Annotated in this window: 13 protein-coding genes and 1 pseudogene; 5 read left to right on the plus strand and 9 right to left on the minus strand. The window is 61.0% G+C overall.

The genetic code is table 11. The features are described 5' to 3' along the window. Position 1: 1 nt before the first annotated feature. A complete protein-coding gene (locus QEH68_RS09760; RefSeq protein WP_280627812.1) occupies positions 2-1,048 on the minus strand; it encodes a methionine synthase in 1,047 nt (348 codons plus the stop codon). A gap of 20 nt (positions 1,049-1,068) precedes the next feature. Continuing rightward, entirely contained in the window at positions 1,069-2,061 is a 993-nt protein-coding gene (locus QEH68_RS09765) for a DUF1852 domain-containing protein (protein WP_207597282.1), read from the minus strand. Positions 2,062-2,181: 120 nt separating this feature from the next. Here QEH68_RS09765 and QEH68_RS09770 point away from each other — a divergent pair, with 120 nt between their 5' ends. Further along, positions 2,182-3,123 carry a LysR family transcriptional regulator gene (locus tag QEH68_RS09770; RefSeq protein ID WP_207597283.1) on the plus strand — a complete coding sequence of 314 codons (942 nt, stop codon included), beginning with the start codon at positions 2,182-2,184 and terminating at the stop codon, positions 3,121-3,123. A gap of 1,065 nt (positions 3,124-4,188) precedes the next feature. Here QEH68_RS09770 and QEH68_RS09775 read toward each other — a convergent pair. Continuing rightward, entirely contained in the window at positions 4,189-5,160 is a 972-nt protein-coding gene (locus QEH68_RS09775; protein ID WP_280627813.1) for a helix-turn-helix domain-containing protein, read from the minus strand. Between QEH68_RS09775 and QEH68_RS09780 the strand changes: the two genes are divergently transcribed. Beyond that, entirely contained in the window at positions 5,159-5,293 is a 135-nt protein-coding gene (locus QEH68_RS09780) for a hypothetical protein (protein WP_280627814.1), read from the plus strand. The genes QEH68_RS09775 and QEH68_RS09780 overlap by 2 nt on opposite strands. 53 nt (positions 5,294-5,346) lie before the next feature. Beyond that, positions 5,347-6,381: a carbon-nitrogen hydrolase family protein gene (locus QEH68_RS09785; protein WP_207597285.1), complete on the plus strand. Its 1,035-nt coding sequence runs from the start codon at positions 5,347-5,349 to the stop codon at positions 6,379-6,381. 497 nt (positions 6,382-6,878) lie between these two features. Here QEH68_RS09785 and QEH68_RS09790 read toward each other — a convergent pair. The 3 genes and pseudogenes from QEH68_RS09790 to QEH68_RS09800 form a co-directional block, all read right to left on the minus strand. Then, positions 6,879-8,166 (minus strand): annotated as a pseudogene (locus tag QEH68_RS09790) (PLP-dependent aminotransferase family protein). Positions 8,167-8,423: 257 nt separating this feature from the next. Next, positions 8,424-9,230 (minus strand): amino acid ABC transporter ATP-binding protein, encoded by an 807-nt coding sequence (locus tag QEH68_RS09795; protein ID WP_280627815.1) that lies wholly within the window; start codon positions 9,228-9,230, stop codon positions 8,424-8,426. Next, positions 9,227-10,198 carry an amino acid ABC transporter permease gene (locus QEH68_RS09800; protein ID WP_280627816.1) on the minus strand — a complete coding sequence of 324 codons (972 nt, stop codon included), beginning with the start codon at positions 10,196-10,198 and terminating at the stop codon, positions 9,227-9,229. The genes QEH68_RS09795 and QEH68_RS09800 overlap by 4 nt, the downstream gene beginning before the upstream one ends. Before the next feature lie 454 nt (positions 10,199-10,652). On the opposite strand from QEH68_RS09800, the gene speB reads away from it, so the two are divergent. Then, complete coding sequence (gene speB / locus QEH68_RS09805) at positions 10,653-11,627, plus strand: agmatinase (RefSeq protein ID WP_280627817.1); 975 nt, start codon at positions 10,653-10,655, stop codon at positions 11,625-11,627. A 281-nt stretch (positions 11,628-11,908) separates the two neighbouring features. Here speB and QEH68_RS09810 read toward each other — a convergent pair whose 3' ends face one another. The 3 genes from QEH68_RS09810 to QEH68_RS09820 are packed head-to-tail and all read right to left on the minus strand — an operon-like array spanning position 11,909 to position 15,178. Further along, positions 11,909-13,009, minus strand: a complete 1,101-nt coding sequence (locus tag QEH68_RS09810) for a low specificity L-threonine aldolase (protein WP_280627818.1) — start codon at positions 13,007-13,009, stop codon at positions 11,909-11,911. Between the two features lie 28 nt (positions 13,010-13,037). Then, the gene (locus QEH68_RS09815) at positions 13,038-13,778 is read right to left on the minus strand and encodes an SDR family NAD(P)-dependent oxidoreductase (protein ID WP_280627819.1); all 741 of its coding nucleotides are present in this window, start codon (positions 13,776-13,778) and stop codon (positions 13,038-13,040) included. Further along, positions 13,775-15,178 (minus strand): DUF6421 family protein, encoded by a 1,404-nt coding sequence (locus QEH68_RS09820; RefSeq protein ID WP_207597291.1) that lies wholly within the window; start codon positions 15,176-15,178, stop codon positions 13,775-13,777. Before QEH68_RS09820 ends, QEH68_RS09815 begins: the two co-directional genes overlap by 4 nt. A 307-nt stretch (positions 15,179-15,485) precedes the next feature. Here QEH68_RS09820 and QEH68_RS09825 point away from each other — a divergent pair, with 307 nt between their 5' ends. After that, positions 15,486-16,385 carry a LysR family transcriptional regulator gene (locus QEH68_RS09825; protein ID WP_280627820.1) on the plus strand — a complete coding sequence of 300 codons (900 nt, stop codon included), beginning with the start codon at positions 15,486-15,488 and terminating at the stop codon, positions 16,383-16,385. Positions 16,386-16,652: the final 267 nt, after the last annotated feature.

Genomic DNA, 16,652 nt, shown 5'->3' on the forward strand with positions numbered 1-16,652 from the left:
GTTATGACACCCGGGGGACGGAGCGGGCGAGTTCCTCGCGAATGATGTTCGTTCCTGCGCTGAGAGCACTCAGCTTGGCCAGTGCGACGTCGCGGGGGAACGGTGCCATGCCGCAGTTGGAGCTGGGGATGAGCTTGTCCGCATCGACGAACTGCAGGGCCTTGCGGAGGGTGTCGGCAACCTCCTCCGGGGTCTCGATGGTCTCGCTTGCGACGTCGATTGCCCCGAGCATGACTTTCTTGCCGCGGAGGAGCTCGATGAGGTCCATGGGCACGTGGGAGTTCTGGGATTCCAGCGAGATGATGTCGATGCTGGAGTTCTGAAGCAGCGGGAACGTTTCCTCGTACTGCCGCCACTGTGAGCCGAGCGTCGCCTTCCAGTCGGTATTGGCCTTGATGCCGTAGCCGTAGCAGATATGCACGGCGGTCTCCGCACGCAGTCCCTCTGCCGCTCTCTCCAGCGCAGCCACGCCCCAGTCCTTGACCTCATCGAGGAAGACATTGAACGCGGGCTCGTCGAACTGGATGATGTCCACCCCGGCCGCCTCCAGCTCTTTCGCCTCCTGGTTCAGGATCGCGGCGAACTCCCACGCCAGCTTCTCGCGGCTCTTGTAGTGGTCATCGAAGAGCGTGTCCACCATCGTCATTGGACCGGGAAGAGTCCATTTGATCGGCCGGTCGGTGGTTGCGCGGAGGAACTTGGCGTCGTCGACGAATACCGGCCGCTCGCGGCGCACTGCTCCGACGACGGTCGGCACGCTAGCGTCGTAGCGATCGCGGATGCGCACGGTCTTGCGCTGTTCAAAGTCGACCCCGCTGAGATGCTCGATGAAGGTGGTGACGAAGTGCTGGCGGGTTTGCTCGCCGTCGCTGACGATGTCGATGCCGCGTCGGGTCTGTTCGTGGATGGCGATGCGCAGAGCATCCTGCTTGCCCTCGAGCAGCTCATCTCCCTCCAGTTTCCACGGGGACCAAAGAGTTTCCGGCTGTGCGAGCCACGATGGTTTCGGCAGGCTTCCGACAACGGTGGTGGGCAAAAGTGTGTTCATGATTGACGATTCTCCGTGGGTCAGTTGACGAGAGCGGGGTATTTGGCGGTCCACCGGTCCAATAGATCCTTGTGGGGAGTGATGAAGTGCTCCTCCGTGTACTTAGCCTGCTTGATCGCGAGCTGACTGCGCTCGACGCGGTCGTAGGCGATCTGGGTCCGTGAGTAGTCCTGCTCTCCCAGGCTCGGCTGGTAGACGACGGCGGCGGCGGAGTTCGCGTTGTAGACCTCCGGGCGGTAGATCTTCTGGAATGTTTCCATGGTGCTGATCGTGCCGATGAGCTGCAGGTTCGAGTAGTCGTTGAGCAGGTCGCCGCGGAAATAGAAGGCGAGCGGGGCAACGCTGCCGCGTGGCATGAAGTAGCGGACTTGCAGCCCCATCTTTGCGAAGTACGCGTCCGTCAGCGAGAATTCGTCCTGCTGGTACTCGACGCCCAGGACCGGGTGATGGTTCTCCGTTCGCCGGTACGTCTTGCTCGTGGAGACGCTGATGCACACCACTGGCGGTTGCGGGAAGCGTTCCTTGCATGCGGGGGAGTCGAGGAATTGCTGGAACAGTTTGCCGTGCAGATCGCCGAAGTCCTCGGGAACGGTGGGCTTGCCTGACTCTGCTGCTGCCGCTGGCAGTACGACGCTGAAGTCGAAGTCACGGACGTAGGAGGAGAAGTTGTTCCCGACGATCCCTTGGTGACGGACCCCATTCAGCTGGTCGACGATCTGGATGTCGAGAACCTCGAACAGCGGGAACTGCTGATCCGTACCTTCCGCGGTGAACTCAATCTGCACGGAAACGATCTCAAGCGCGAGGGTGTAGCGGTCCCGGTCCGGGTTGTCCCAGCTTGCGAGATCGTTGAAGCGGCGCCGAATCATGGTCAAGGCGTTGCGGAGGTTCTCCTGGCGGTGCTCGCCCCGTGCCAGGTTGGCGAAATTCGTGGTGATCCGCGAGCCTTCCGACGGTGAGTAATCCTCGTCGAAGGGGGTCGTGGTGATGCTGAAGGTGAAGTCGTCTGCCATGTGCTGCCAATCCGTTGATGGGCCGGAGACGGCCTTTCAGAAGGTGATGTATCCATGGTGCAACCTACCGAGGGGTATCGGGTAACTAGGCGTTACTATGCATTCATATAGAATCTTCCTATGGCCCAGATTTCGAGCGGATTGACGCTGCAGCAGCTCCGCTACTTCATCGAAGTTGCAGCTGAGGGGTCGATCTCCGCGGCAGCCGATCTTCTTTACGTAGCCCAGCCGACAATGTCCGCAGCGATGAAGGACCTTGAGGCGCGGGTGGGCCGTGCGCTCTTGGTTCGCTCCGCCCGCGGAGTCACCCTCACCGCCGACGGAGTCGAGTTCCTCGGCTACGCGCGGCAGGTAGTGGAGCAGTTTGCTCTCCTCGAGCAGCGCTACCTTGGCAGGCCACCACGGCGACGTCTGCTCGGGGTGTCAACGCAGCACTACTCGTTCGCGGTGGACGCCTTCGTCCGGATGGTCAAGGCCACTGACGTGGCCGAATACGAGTTCTCTCTGCGTGAGTCACGCACCTGGGACATCATCGAGGATGTCCGGACGCTCCGCAGCGAAATAGGCATTCTCTACCGGAACGATTTCAACCGGAAGATCATCGACAAGCTGCTCCGGGAGTCCGGGCTCGCGTTCACTCCGCTTTTCCTCGCCGATCCGCACATTTTCATTTCAAGGAAAAACCCGCTCGCCTCAAAGAAGCGTGCGACTCTCGCCGATCTCGCCGGTTTGCCGCGGCTCACCTTCGATCAAGGTGCGAACAACTCCTTCTACTTCGCCGAGGAGATTCTCTCCACCTTGTCCAGCAAACAGGAGATCCGGGTCTCTGACCGTGCGACGATCTTCAACCTCATGATCGGGCTCCACGGCTACACGATCTCGACCGGCATCATCAGCGGGCAGCTCGACCCGGAAATCGTCGCCATCCCGCTCGACGTTGATGAACGCATCGAGATCGGCTGGATAGGCCACGCAGCGATTCCACTCACCGACCAAGCGCAGCGCTATCTGAAGGAATTGCGGGCCGTCGTGGCGGAGTTCGGCGTGGCGCTGATCGACTGACTGCAGCTGGGTGGGCGGGTCTTTACCCTTCAGTGATTGGAGGTAGTTGTTTCAGGCGAGCGGGCTGGTGTCGTATATGCCCGACTTCGTCGTTGGCATGGCCGGCGCGGGCGCCAGCGAGGAAAACGTCCCGTTCCAGGTGGTGGCGGGGCCAGTCCGAGGACGTCACGCCGGGCTTGTAAGGCCGCGGTGCCTTCGCCTGTCTGTTGCTTGCTACCGGAATCTGCCCCTCTTTGCCCTTTGCTCTCAAAGACTTCCTTTACCGCCTTATGTATCCCCTTGTGCTTCCGGTGCAACTTTCGTCCAGTCGCCCGGGGGCGAGAGCTTGAATCTCGTTGAAATGTTCTAGGTAGTTCGGGCTTGTTCTGGTCCCATGGTCTGCTCCACGGTGCTGGTAGGGGAATCCGTGACGGGAGTGGTCCTGCACCCTGCAAGGAGCAGAGGAAGGACCGCCGTGGCGGGAAGGGCACGCCAGTAATGGCGGCCTTTCGGGGTCATTGTTTCCTGGAGCTGGTGTTATGTGGTCCTCTCTTGGTTCGTCCGGTAGGTCGTGGTTGGCCCACACCTCTTCATGGGTAGGGATGCTGCGCACGATATGACTTTGGGAACTTGCACTAAGGATCCTGACTTCGGTTCTTTCGTCGGGCGAGGAAACAAACGGGTCTTGGCCGTGTCGTCGGAGCGCACTGCGAAATCAAGCCGGACGCGGGCTCGACGCAGACGACAGCTCCCCAGCGGTGCCTACGGAACATTGCAGCTCGCGACATTGCAGCTCGCGCGAATGTCGGCTGAGCACGCCGACGCGGACCAGTCTGCCGATAAGCGCACATATGTCGCGACGGAGAGCATACGGCAAGTTCCGCCTGCCATTAACGGCAGCGCTATACCGCGTCCGACTGCTGCACTTACGGTTCAGAAAACGTATGGGAACCGCGTCGCCGCTCGGCGTAGGGCTTCCACCGGCTTCAAGAACGGCACTTGGACCGATGTACTCGACCACTGGAAGTGTTGCCAGCAGCCCTGCCCACCGCGCTCACCGCGATTCAGATTATGAGCAAGTGGCAACTACTGGGTCGAAGGGGGTGTGAAAGGGGATTCGGCTATCGGTCGAAGCAATTGCGAGGGCGCATGCCCATACCGCTGGCGGAAGGCCCGGCTGAAGTGTGCGGGGTCTGAGAATCCCCACGATAGGGACAAGTCCGTCAGCGTGCCGTCATAGCTCCCGGTCAACAAGGTCTCCCGGATCCGGTTCAGACGTTGCTGCCAGACCCAGCCCATCACTGTCTCGCCGTCCGCTGCGAAGGCGCGGTGGATGCTGCTCGGAGACAGGTGAAGCTCTCTTGCGATGGATTTGATGCTCAGGGACTCGTCGCCGAGGTTTTCGAGGATATGGGCTTGCACGAGCTTGCGCCGGGAGACTCGCTGCGCGTCCGGCACGCAACGGGCGAGGCCACCCAGGCCGGCAACAATCAGATGCTCCACGCCCTGGGAGACTGATAAAGAGACATCCGAGGGCAGAACGTCAATATCGTTCGCCAGGAACTGCACTGTATTTACCAGCAGACGTGCAGCCCCTGGATCCGCGTTTACTGCCAATGCGGTGAGTCTGGCAGCTTCGGGTAAATGTCGCTCCAACGCAATTCGTGGAAGGCGGAGCACAAGTTGCTCAAAGTGGCCGGTCAGCAGCAGCGAATACGGTCGGGTGGTGTCATAGAGCGCGAATCCGCCGTCGTGGAGGGCGGCCGAGCGGCCTTCCTGGGTTACCAAGCATGAGCCTTCGGTTTGGATGCCCACGAGATAGTAGTCGTCGGTGGAAGCGTCGATGGCAGCTGGTGTGCGGTGGACGGATTGCGCGGAAGCACGGACACGGGCCAAATCAAGCGATGCCAGAGTCTGGACGGTTATCTCACCATCTATGGACTCGCGGCCGTCACCCGCCTTGCAGTCGAGGTCAACGAAAGTATCAGAAACGGCCTCCGTCCAGAACGAAACACTGTTCCGGGGAGACACCGCCGCTGTGCTCACAACCTTGGCCATGCCCCATCTTATCGCCGCCCTGCGCCAACTCTGGGGCCGGTTTGCCGAGGCCGATGGGGGTGCGTGCAACGTGACATACGCAGTCAACGTTCCTGCGATTCTCGATCAAGAATCCTTGGGAATTGAGACATAACGTGGAAACACATCCACTTCTATGACTCGCATCACATCCTTTAGGAGATCCCAATGAACCACGCCCAGTTCAAAGCAGCCGTCGTTCAGGCAGCACCGGCATTCCTCAACCTGGACAAGACCATCGATAAAACGATCGCCCTGATCGAGGACGCGGCACGCAACGGCGCGCAGATGATTGCATTTCCCGAGACCTGGCTCCCGGGGTACCCATGGTACGCCTGGCTCGACGCACCAGCCCTGTGGCTGCCGCAATACACCAAACGCTACTTCGATAATTCCCTTGAGTACGGCACTCCCCAGGCGGAGCGGATCTCGAAGGCAGCCAGGGACAACAACATCATGGTCAGTATGGGACTGAGCGAACGCCACGGCGGCAGCCTCTACATCGCTCAATGGTTCATTGACAGTGAAGGACAGACCATCGCCCAGCGCCGCAAGCTAAAGCCCACCTACGTGGAGCGCACCATCTTCGGCGAAGGCGATGGAAGCGACTTGGCCGTCTGGGACACCAAGCTGGGGCGCGTCGGCGGGCTCTGCTGCTGGGAGCACCTGCAGCCATTGTCCAAGTACGCCATGTACGCCCAGAACGAGCAGGTGCACGTCGCCGCATGGCCGAGCTTTTCCCTATATGAAGGTGGTGCCTTTGCCCTCGGCCCTGAGGTCAACACCTCCGCCTCGCGCATCTATGCTGTGGAAGGCCAGTGCTTCGTTCTGGCTCCGTGCGCCACCGTGTCCCAGGACATGGTCGACGAGATGTGCGCCACCGACACGCAGAAAGCACTCCTGAAAACCGGCGGCGGACATGCCCGCATCTTCGGACCCGACGGCCGGCAACTCCACGAATCCCTTCCGGACGACCAGGAAGGCCTCGTCTACGCTGAGATAGATCTGGGCCTTATTTCAGCGTCGAAGGCTATTTCCGACCCAGCGGGCCACTACTCCCGCCCCGATGTCACCCAGCTGGTCCTCAACAAAGCTCCTAGGAGGGCCGTCATCGACGCCGTCCTGCCAGCGGATACCGTCCCCAGTCCTGAGCAACTCCGCCACGTAGAAGAGCCAGCGCTTCCAGTCATGGCGGAACTCTAAATGGCTCCTGACCCCAGCCGTCAGGACCCGGCTATCGAGTCTTCCATCCCGATACACCTCACCGTCGAACGGACGCACCCGAAGCGGGCAGGCGATAGCTACATACCGCCCTACCCGCCCTACTCCGCGCGATTCGCAGAAGCAGGTCATTATTGCCTATGGGGACGACGTCGAGGCTTATGGTCGCTGGTTTGAACACCACCGTGACGCACTGATCGGTGCTGCTCTGGAGCCCGCCGACTACGGCCGCTCACGGTGACTTCCAATTCGTAGACGCCGGCCATGAGGGTTTGGGGTCGGATAGAGAACTCTCCGGAAGCTTTATGGGCCACGACGTGGAGGCCGTAAAACGGCGTCCGGCCGCCGACCCGTAACCTCCAGTACCCCTCCGGCAATCATTGGTTCAGCCCCACCCGGTCCTTCTTCGCCTGGTTGGAACATGAAGACGTAGTTTGGCCAGTCCAAGCACTCGGACTTTCCCGGCCGGGCCGCATCCGTCAGAGCTTGATGGCTTCTGCCAAAACTGGGGCCAGGCGGCGGACGCCTTCGGCAATCGTATCGGGCGGCACTGCGCTGAAGGCCAGGCGGAGCTTGTTGGAGGGGCCGTCGGCGGGGGAGAAGGCTGCTCCGGGGATGAAGACGACGCCGGCGTCGATTGCTTTTGCGAGCAAGGGGTACGTGTCCACGCCGTGGGGCAGGGTGACCCAGACGAAGAAGCCGCCGTCCGGGCGGGTCCATGTAAGCCCGGCGGGCATGTACTCATCCAACGCGGAGAGCAGGGCCTCGCACCGCTCCGCGTACAGCGTGCGGTACGTATCGATCTGGCTTTTCCAGTCATAGTCGCGGAGATATGCCGAGACGATCATCTGGTTCAGTGGCGGCGGGCAGAGGCGTCACGGCTTCGGAGGCCAGGTAGAAGCGGCGCTGCAGGTGCGCGGGAACCAGTGCCCAGCCGATCCGGAGGCCGGGAGCGAAGATCTTGGAGAAGGAGCCGAGGTAGATGACATCGTCCGGGTTGGCCGCGCGCATCGGGGCGATGGGATGGCCATCGAAACGCAGGAGTCCGTAGGGGTTGTCCTCCAGGACAATGATGTTCGCGTCCCGGCATATATCGACGATCCGTTGCCTGCGTTCGGCGGCCAGGGTGATCCCGGAGGGGTTGTTGAAGTTGGGGATCGTGTAGAGGAATTTGATGTTCTTTCCCTCTGACTGGAGCGCCGCGATCCTGGCCTCAAGAAGCTCAGGTACCAGGCCGTCGTCGTCCATGTCGATCGGTGCCACCTCGACTTGGTATGCCTCGAACGTGTTCAAGGCCCCCACGTAGGTGGGGTTTTCCACCAGGACCACATCGCCGGGGTTGCAGAAGACCTTGGTGGCCACATCCTGTGCCGACTGTGAGCCGGCGGTGATGACCACATTGCCGGGATCAGCGTCGGTGATGCCCTCTGCCGCCATGATGTCGCAGATCTGGGCACGGAGCTCTTCGGTGCCCTGGCCGCCGCCGTACTGCAGGGCCGTCATGCCTTCCTCGGCGATGATGCGGGCTGCGGTCTGGCCGAGCTTCTCCAACGGCAGCGACTGCAGGTAGGGGTTGCCCCCGGCGAGTGAGACAAGGCCGGGCCGCATCGAGATGTCGAAGACATCGCGGACGGCGGATTGCTTGATGTTGGCGGCCCGCGCGGAGAACAGTTCCTCGTGCGGGTGGGCGGCCGTGGCGGCCCGCTCAATGGCGTCGATGGCTTCAGCGGGCAGCGTTGCGCCGGCATCCAATGTTTCGTGGGTCATTCGTCTCCAATACTGGGGTCTCCGGCGTGTTCGCGGGTGTCCTGGTGCCCTTGTCTGATGGCCTGTTGCGTCAGTGCAAGTGGTCGTCTGGTCCCACGCCAGGTGCTTCACGTTGTTCTTCGTATGTCGTCAGCCCGGGTGTCTGGCTCGTGTTCGTTGGCGGTACAGCTAGGGGAATGCACTCCGGTTCTGATCCCAGCCTGACGCCGGGATCAGAACCGGAAAGCTCACCGCAGGTCATTCCAGCCCGGGCTGCGTCAGAGTACTTTGCTCAGGAAGTTGATTGTCCGTTCCTGTTGGGGGTTTGCGATGACGTCTCTGGGATCGCCGGATTCGACGACCACGCCGCCGTCCATGAAGGTCAGGGTGTCGCCGACTTCCCGGGCAAAGCCGATTTCATGGGTCACGACGACCATGGTCATTCCGGACTTTGCCAGGTCTTTCATGACCGTCAGGACGTCTCCCACGAGTTCGGGGTCCAAGGCTGAAGTGGGTTCATCGAACAGCATCAGTTCAGGTTCCATTGCCAAGGCCCGGGCGATCGCTACTCGTTGCTGCTGGCCCCCGGAGAGCTGCGCGGGGTAGTAGTCGGCCCGGGAGGCCAGCCCAACCCTGTCCAAAAGTTCCAAGGCTTTGCGTTTGGCGGTGATTTTGGGCCGGCCTTTGACATGGACTGGAGCTTCGATGACATTTTCGAGTGCGGTTTTGTGCCCGAACAGGTTGAAGCGCTGGAACACCATGCCGATGTTGCGGCGTTGGCGTGCAATGTCCTTAACGTTCAGCTGATGGAGCCTACCGTCCTTCTCTTTGTAGCCGACAAGTTCATCATCGACGTAGATCCGGCCGGCGCTGATGCTCTCCAGCTGGTTGATGCACCGGAGCAGTGTCGACTTCCCGGAACCCGATGGCCCGATGAGAACAGCGACTTCACCTTCTTTCACGGTCATATCGATGCCTTGAAGCACGTGGTGGTGACCGTAGAACTTGTGCAGTCCCTCGATTCTGACCAAGGGGGTGGTCATCTGGGTCGACGACTTGGTGGTTTCGGCAGGGGCTGAAGTCATCGTCCGCTCTCCTCAATAATCTCAGTGGTTTTCGCCGTGGTGTTCGCTTTGGCTGCTTTCAGTGCCGCAGGATTCACTGCGACGGGAGCGAGGTTGTCGATGCCTTTGCCGTAGTGCCTCTCGATGAAGTGCTGGCCGACCATGAGGAGGCTGGTGATGAAGAGGTACCAGGTGGCGGACACGATGAGCAGCGGAATGGGAAGGTATGTGCGATTGGCGAGGGAATTTGTAACGAACGTCAGGTCAAGGGTGAAAGGAACAGCCAGGACAAGAGATGTGGTCTTGAGCATTCCGATGGTTTCATTACCTGTCGGTGGGACGATGACGCGCATTGCCTGGGGCAGGATAATGCGCCACATGATCTTCGCCCTCCTCATGCCCAGGGCTTCCGCTGCTTCCATTTGGCCCTTGTCCACGGACTTCAAACCCGCCCGGAAAATTTCGGCCAGGTAGGCCGATTCGTTCAGTCCGAGTCCGAGGACTGCCGCCCAGAATGCTGTGAGTACGTCCTGGGTGGTGAAGCTGAAGAGCTCCGGCCCGAAGGGAACGCCGACCGCGATTTTTGGGTAAAGCACGGCGACGAGTCCCCAGAAGATGAGTTGGGTGTATACGGGGGTACCGCGGAAAAACCAGACCCAGAACCATGATGTCCACCTCAGTATGGGGTTATCTGATTGGCGCATGAATGCAAGCAGTATGGCCAAGCCAACGGCCAGAGCCATGGACAGAACTGTGAGGAGCAGCGTCCACCCGACGCCTCGGATCACATTGATGTCCAAGAGGTACAGCCCGACGGTCTCCCAATGGAATTGGGGGTTGGTTGCCAGGTTTTGGCCGATCAGGATCATCACTAGAACGAGGATGCCTGCGCCGATCCACCGACCAGGGTGCCGCACCGGGATTGCGTCGATTAATGCCGGGGCTGTCGCCGTACCGGACACGGAGGGTTCAGCTGTTTGCGTTCTCATGACGCACCTGCCGCATCGTCGAGGGAAGCAGACCGACCTTGTGGTTGGTTGCTGTCCATACCAACGGCGCTGAATGAACGGGCCAGGGGCGCTGTCATGCAAGGCGCTGTCGCCGGCACGCTTAGCGTGTGGACGGTCAAAACCGTACCGAAGGGCCTGGAGGTTGGAATCATGCTCTGCCTTACTTAGGAGGTACATATCGCGGAGAAACGTGCCGGACTTGGATCCTGGCCATCGCCTGCCCCAACCATAAAAAGAATGTGGCTCAGGTCACGCGAGCCCTAATTTTTCTGTGCCTCAACGGCTCAGGGGTGGGTTCAGCCTCAGAAATTGCTGTGACGGGAAGCGCTACGCCTTTGCGGCGTGCCACGATTCAGCAGCATGCCCGGCGGTTGATTTAGTTCCTGGTCACAACCAGTGACAGGCGCCGTGGCCTGAAGAAGAGAGGAAACCAATGACGAGCACGTCAGAAATCGTCGGGCAACGGCACGATCCCGAGGCGCCCAGGTACGCAGGAATCGCGACCTTCGCCCTGCTTCCCAGGCTGGAAGAAGTCCCAAGGGCAGATGTGGCCGTGGTGGGCATCCCGTTCGATTCCGGTACGAGCTTCCGGCCCGGAGCGCGGTTTGGCCCGGCCCACATCCGCGAAAATTCCCGCCAGCTGCATCCGTACCACCAGATCCACGATGCTTACCCGTTCCGTGACCAGCAGGTCGTCGACGCCGGCGACATCGCTGTCGGACCGTACGGAATCGAACGGGCTGTCACGTCGATCCAGGCGGGAGCGGAAAAGCTGACATCCCAAGGCACCCGGATCATGGCACTTGGTGGTGACCACACGATAGCTTTGCCGTTGCTGAGGGCGGCTGCGGCGCAGCATGGACCGCTGGCCGTGCTTCACTTCGATGCCCACTTGGACACCTGGGACGTACTGCACGGAGAATCAATCTGGCACGGCTCCCCCTTCCGTCGCGCGGCCGAAGAAGGACTGATGGATCTGAATCGATGCCAGCACGTAGGCATCCGCGGCGGAGTCTACGATCCAAGCGAGCTGGACGACGACCGTCAAGCCGGGTTCGAGATCGTCCGCAGCGAAGAGTTCCAGGAACGTTCGATTCCCAGCATCGTGGAGCAGGTACGTGGCCGTCTCGGCACGGGGCCCGTGTACATCTCCGTGGACATCGATGTTCTCGACCCCGCACACGCCCCGGGCACAGGGACCCCGGAGGTCGCCGGCATCAACACCCGGGAATTCTTCACCGTCCTGCGGAAATTGCGCGGGCTGAACATCGTCGGTGCAGACGTTGTCGAAGTTGCGCCGGCGTACGACCATGCAGGCGTCACGGGCTTGGCAGCAGCCCACACGGCATGGGAACTCATCACGCTCATGGGCCTTCGGGACACCTCCGGCGGGGAAGCCAACTCCTGACGTGACGTTGGTTGCCAGCTCTGCTGGCAGCGAGGCGGCGGACCGAATCTTCGGCCCGCCGCCTTTGTCGTCTCTCCAGGTCCCGATCCGTCAAAGCCCTTGGTCCAAGGCTGCGCCTCCACCTGGACTGTTCACTCAAATGGCCCCGGCACGAACCGGGGCCAAGGCCAGCATCATCGCGGCGGATGTGTGGGGTCCCAATGAACATAGGAGCCCACGGCCGGTTTATCCGGTCGTGGGCTCCTATGTTGAAGGGGGCAGCGCGCAGCTGGGCGCCGCGCCTACAAGGTACCGTGCTGAACTTGGACGGCTGCGCCGACTGCCGCGAGGAAATCGTCCACGTCTGCCGCCGTGGTGTCGAAGGCAGTCATCCAGCGTACTTCTCCGCGTGCCGCATCCCAGTCGTAGAACCTGTACCGTTGCCGCAGTGTTTCGGCTGCCCCCGGTGGCAGGACGGCCAGGACAGCGTTAGCCTGCGTTGACTGGGACAGGTGCACGGCCGGGTTGCCCTCCACTCCTGCGCGCAGCCGCGCGGCCATGGCGTTGGCTTGCGCAGCTGACCGGTACCAAAGGTCCGATTCGTAAAGGGCGGTGAGCTGCGCCGAAACGAATCGCATTTTTGATGCCAGCTGCATGTTCAGTTTCCGCAGGTACTTGACGCCCGCGACGGCATCCGGATTGAGGACGACAACTGCTTCCCCAAAGACCATTCCGTTCTTCGTCCCGCCCAGGGAGAGCACGTCGACTCCGGCTGCGGTGGTGAAGTCGTGGAAGGGACGCTGCAGGTGGGCGGCGGCATTGGACAAGCGTGCGCCGTCCAGATGCAGCAGCATTCCCCGCTCATGGACGAAATCAGCGATTTCCTTGATCTCCCCGGCCTGGTAGGCCGTACCGAATTCGGTCGTTTGCGTGATGGACACCGCAAGGGGCTGGGCCCGGTGTTCATCACCCCAACCCCACGCTTCCTGTTCGATCAGTTCGGGGGTGAGTTTGCCGTCACTGGTAGGTACCGGCAACAACTTCAGCCCACCGATCCGCTCGGGGGCCCCGTTCTCATCGGTGTTGATATGGGCTGAAGCGGCGCAGATAACTGCTCCCCAGCGGGGCAGCATGGACTGCAGCGCCAGGACGTTCGCCCCGGTGCCGTTGAACACAGGGAAGGCCTGGACTTCTGGCCCGAAATGCTGCCGCATGACGTGCTGGAGACGCTCGGTGTAAACGTCCTCTCCGTAGGCGGGCTGGTGGCCCTCGTTGGCTTGGATCAAAGCTGCCAGCACTTCCGGGTGCGCCCCGGCATAGTTGTCTGAGGCAAAGTTGCGCAGACCGGCATCATGCAGGGGCCGGCCCGGGTGAAGGGCTGTGGTGAGTTCTGTAACTGACATGGATGTCCTTCCGAGTACCGGCCAGCGGCTAGATCAGGTGCTGCCGGGTCCCGTTCAAGCTCCCGGCATCCGCGTCAAAGAGTGCCGTGACGTGTTCGGCAAGTTCCTGCACATCGGTGTAGCCGGGGAAGGCACGGTGTGGCGCAGCCTCACGCATGGCGTCATCGACCAGTGCCTTGACGACGAAGACCACTGCCGCTGACTTCTGTCCGACGGGTTCTGCCTTGTTGCCTGTTTGGCTCTGGTGAAAGCCATCGGCGACACCCAGAACCCAAGCCTCGGAGGCTGCCTTGATCGCAGAATAGGCGGCGCCACCAGCGGTCGGTTTCTGTGCCGTCACAGAGGAGACGATCGCCAGACGCCCTTTGTCAGACGATTCAAGATCTTCGTAGAAAGCCCGGGAAGTATTCCGGAGCGTGGTGAGCACGCTGGTGTGCAGAACGTCCCAGTCCTGATCCTGCTGGCCAGTGATGCCATCCCCGCCACGCCATCCACCAACGAGATGGATCAGCCCATCGACAGGGCCGACGTCCGCGCGGACAGTCCGGGCGAAGGTGTCGACCTCCGCAGGGTCGGCAAGGTTGCAGACGTAGGGTGTGACCTCCTGATACTCCTGCGCGAGGGCCCTGACGCCGGCTTCGTTGACGTCGACGGCGGCGATCCTGGCCCCCTGTGCTGCCAAAGATTTCACGACAGCCCGTCCGGCGGCACTCGTGGAACCTGCCACCACCACGTTCAGGCTTGCACGTATTGCGGTGGGGGCGCTCATGCCGCGGTCGCTTCGGAGGTTGTCTGCGCTGTTTCGCCGGTGATGCCGGACGTGGAGGAAATGACGTCCCTCATCTTCTTCTCGAGCGCCTCATAGAACATTGAGTGAGGGAACTCGTCATTGAGGACCAGATCAGTCAGACCACGCGGTGGGCCCTCCAGGGGCAGCGCTTCAGGGCCCTTGGCCCAGATTGAGGCCGGATGAGGCGTTACGGTCGCCGAGATCAATTCGTAGGCAGCCAGCCAGTGGGCTGTTTTGGGACGATCGATTGAACGCCAGTACAGGTCTTCGATTTCCTGTCCGAGGGCGATGACGACCTGGGCGGCACCATCCCAGTCGATGGTCAGTTTGGTGTCCGTCCAGTGCAGAACGTGGTGCTGGTGCATCCAGGCGAACAGCAGCTGGCCACCGAGCCCGTCATAATTGCGAACGCGGCTGCCGGTCATGGCGAACCTGAAGATCCTGTCGAAGATCACAGCGTACTGGACGAGCTTGGCATGTTTGCGCGCTTCCGGAGAAGCGTTCTCGTCTTTTTCGATCCTTACAGACTCGCGGAATGCGGTGAGGTCGCAGCGCAGCTCTTCGAGGGTGTAGAGGAAGAAGGGCATTCGCTGCTTGATCATGAACGGGTCGAAGGGAAGATCCCCGCGCATGTGCGTCCGGTCATGGATCAGGTCCCACATTACGAAGGTGGACTCGGTCAGGTGCTGGTCATCCAGCAGGCTTGCAGCGTCTTCGGGCAAATCCAGCCGGGTGATCTCCGCTGCTGAACGCAGAACGCGCCGGAACCTTGCCGCTTCACGGTCGGCGAAGATGGCACCCCAGGTGAACTGCGGTGTTGTCCTGACAGCGACGGATTCGGGGAAGAGCACTGCCGAATTGGTGTCGTAGCCAGGGGTAAAGTCGATGAACCGAATCGGCAGGAACAGGGGGTTGGAGTAGTCTCCGGTTTCGAGTTCGTCGATGAACTCGGGCCAAACAACTTCAATCAGAACTGCCTCCACAAAACGGTTGCTGCTGCCGTTCTGCGTGTACATCGGAAAGACCACAAGGTGACGCACGCCGTCGGCCCTGTGCTGCTGAGGCTGGAAAGCCTGGAGGGCGTCAAGGAAGTCGGGCACTTCAAAACCAGCCTCTTCCCACCCTGCGAAAGCGTCCTGCACCTGTTCCAGATACTCCGCGTCGTGTGGAAACTGCGGAGCCAGTTCTGCGAGGGACTTCCGGATGGTCGCGGTAAGCCGTTTGGCTGTTACCTTGTCTTCCGGCTCGGGCACGGAACCGTCCTGGATTTGGATGAGTTGGAAGTCTGTAGCGGCCTGCTTGAGCGCCAACCAGGCGGGAAGCTCACGTAACTGGGCGGTGGACAACGTCACAGCGGCGGAACGTGTGGTCGTGGACATGCCATTCCTTTCAGAGGATAACGATCGGGTGAGAAACGACGCTACAGCTAAGACAGAGAATCTAATGGAAAAGATGCCGAAGCATAAGATATTTTGTGCCTCATTCGCTCGCGGGCTTGCTAAGCCCTCAAGATTCGCGGTCCTGGCTATACAACCGCTTCCCGGTGCCGCATAAAGTTCAGCTTGCGTCGATTCCGCCCATACTGGCCTGCGCGACCACCGATACCCAAGCAGAATGTGGCAGTAACAGGGTGGGACCAATGAGGCAAACAGGACAATATAGGAACAGCGAAGCAAAGGAAGACACATGGCCATCAGTTCCAGCCAACTGCAGACATTGCTCGCTGTCATGAAGACCGGCTCCTTCGCCGCGGCCGCGGAAGACGTCGGATACTCGCCCTCGAATGTCTCCCAGCAGATGCTGACGCTTGAACAGGAGACCGGCGTTCGCCTTTTCACGCGACATGCCAGGAGCGTCACTCCCACAGTTGAAGCATTCGCACTGGCCAAGCAGGCCGCGCGTATTTTAGCCGGCGTCGACGTCATGATTTCGAGTTCCCGGGCCGTTCAGGGCACAGGCAAGGAACCGATGCGGGTTGGGATTTTTCCCAGCCTCGCAGCACAGGTACTGCCCCTGGTACTTCGGCATCCTGAGTGGGAGAAGTCAGGCGTGGACCTTCGCGTGTCTGTTGCCGAACCGTGGGAGACTGCGGATGAACTCCGGTCAGGCGGACTCGATGCCGCTTTCGTGTTTCAACTCGGAGAATCCGGCTTGTGGCCGCCGAGTATCGCGAGAGATCAGATTGCCGAGGACCCTTTCAGGGTGGTTATCCCTGCCGCTTGGGGGATTGCTGCACACACGCTGATGAGTGTGGACGACCTCTCCACCAAGCCTTGGATCATGCAGTACCCCGGGGGCAGCGACGGTGTTGTCATCGAGCAGCACTTACGGAACCACAATTTCCGACCCCGCGTGGTCGGTGTCAGTGATGACTTCAACGCCACTGCAGCACTGGTCGCAGCCGGGATGGGCGGCGCCTTCCTTCCCGAACTCTCCCTTCAACGCTCGGAGGGTCTGGTCCGGGTACGCGTGGAAGGCTTGGAGCTGACTCGAAACATCGTCGCCTTGACCTCCCGGGAACGCCCGGGGTCTCGACCTACAACACTGATACGGCTCTTCAAGGAAGCACTCGAAGGCCCTCAGTAATCACCCACCGTCAACAACGGCCAGCGGGAATGCGGCTCTGCCATGAAACGGTCGACGAAGCCCCACGATCCCTGATGCTGGTGCGCGGATTGCCCGGCGGCGAACTACATTTCCCCGTGGGTGCCAAAGTCGGGGCTGCCTTTTTGTTGGCTACGGACAGAGACCCGCGGGACAGTCCTGTTCTGCACATCTGGGCCCTGATTGTTGGGTTTCCGCGACAGAGGCCAACGCTGCAGGAACTTCGACGAGGCATCCGGCATCAACCCA

Origin of the sequence: Paenarthrobacter sp. OM7, from assembly GCF_029873575.1 — a bacterium.
Classification (GTDB): Bacteria; Actinomycetota; Actinomycetes; order Actinomycetales; family Micrococcaceae; genus Arthrobacter.

What these genes read in the sequence shown, in the direction of transcription:
- QEH68_RS09760 (WP_280627812.1), bottom strand. Translation starts at nt 1,048, where the DNA reads ATGAACACACTTTTGCCCACCACCGTTGTCGGAAGCCTGCCGAAACCA.
- QEH68_RS09765 (WP_207597282.1), bottom strand. Translation starts at nt 2,061, where the DNA reads ATGGCAGACGACTTCACCTTCAGCATCACCACGACCCCCTTCGACGAG.
- QEH68_RS09770 (WP_207597283.1), top strand. Translation starts at nt 2,182, where the DNA reads ATGGCCCAGATTTCGAGCGGATTGACGCTGCAGCAGCTCCGCTACTTC.
- QEH68_RS09780 (WP_280627814.1), top strand. Translation starts at nt 5,159, where the DNA reads ATGCCCCATCTTATCGCCGCCCTGCGCCAACTCTGGGGCCGGTTTGCC.
- QEH68_RS09775 (WP_280627813.1), bottom strand. Translation starts at nt 5,160, where the DNA reads ATGGCCAAGGTTGTGAGCACAGCGGCGGTGTCTCCCCGGAACAGTGTT.
- QEH68_RS09785 (WP_207597285.1), top strand. Translation starts at nt 5,347, where the DNA reads ATGAACCACGCCCAGTTCAAAGCAGCCGTCGTTCAGGCAGCACCGGCA.
- QEH68_RS09795 (WP_280627815.1), bottom strand. Translation starts at nt 9,230, where the DNA reads ATGACTTCAGCCCCTGCCGAAACCACCAAGTCGTCGACCCAGATGACC.
- QEH68_RS09800 (WP_280627816.1), bottom strand. Translation starts at nt 10,198, where the DNA reads ATGAGAACGCAAACAGCTGAACCCTCCGTGTCCGGTACGGCGACAGCC.
- speB (WP_280627817.1), top strand. Translation starts at nt 10,653, where the DNA reads ATGACGAGCACGTCAGAAATCGTCGGGCAACGGCACGATCCCGAGGCG.
- QEH68_RS09810 (WP_280627818.1), bottom strand. Translation starts at nt 13,009, where the DNA reads ATGTCAGTTACAGAACTCACCACAGCCCTTCACCCGGGCCGGCCCCTG.
- QEH68_RS09815 (WP_280627819.1), bottom strand. Translation starts at nt 13,778, where the DNA reads ATGAGCGCCCCCACCGCAATACGTGCAAGCCTGAACGTGGTGGTGGCA.
- QEH68_RS09820 (WP_207597291.1), bottom strand. Translation starts at nt 15,178, where the DNA reads ATGTCCACGACCACACGTTCCGCCGCTGTGACGTTGTCCACCGCCCAG.
- QEH68_RS09825 (WP_280627820.1), top strand. Translation starts at nt 15,486, where the DNA reads ATGGCCATCAGTTCCAGCCAACTGCAGACATTGCTCGCTGTCATGAAG.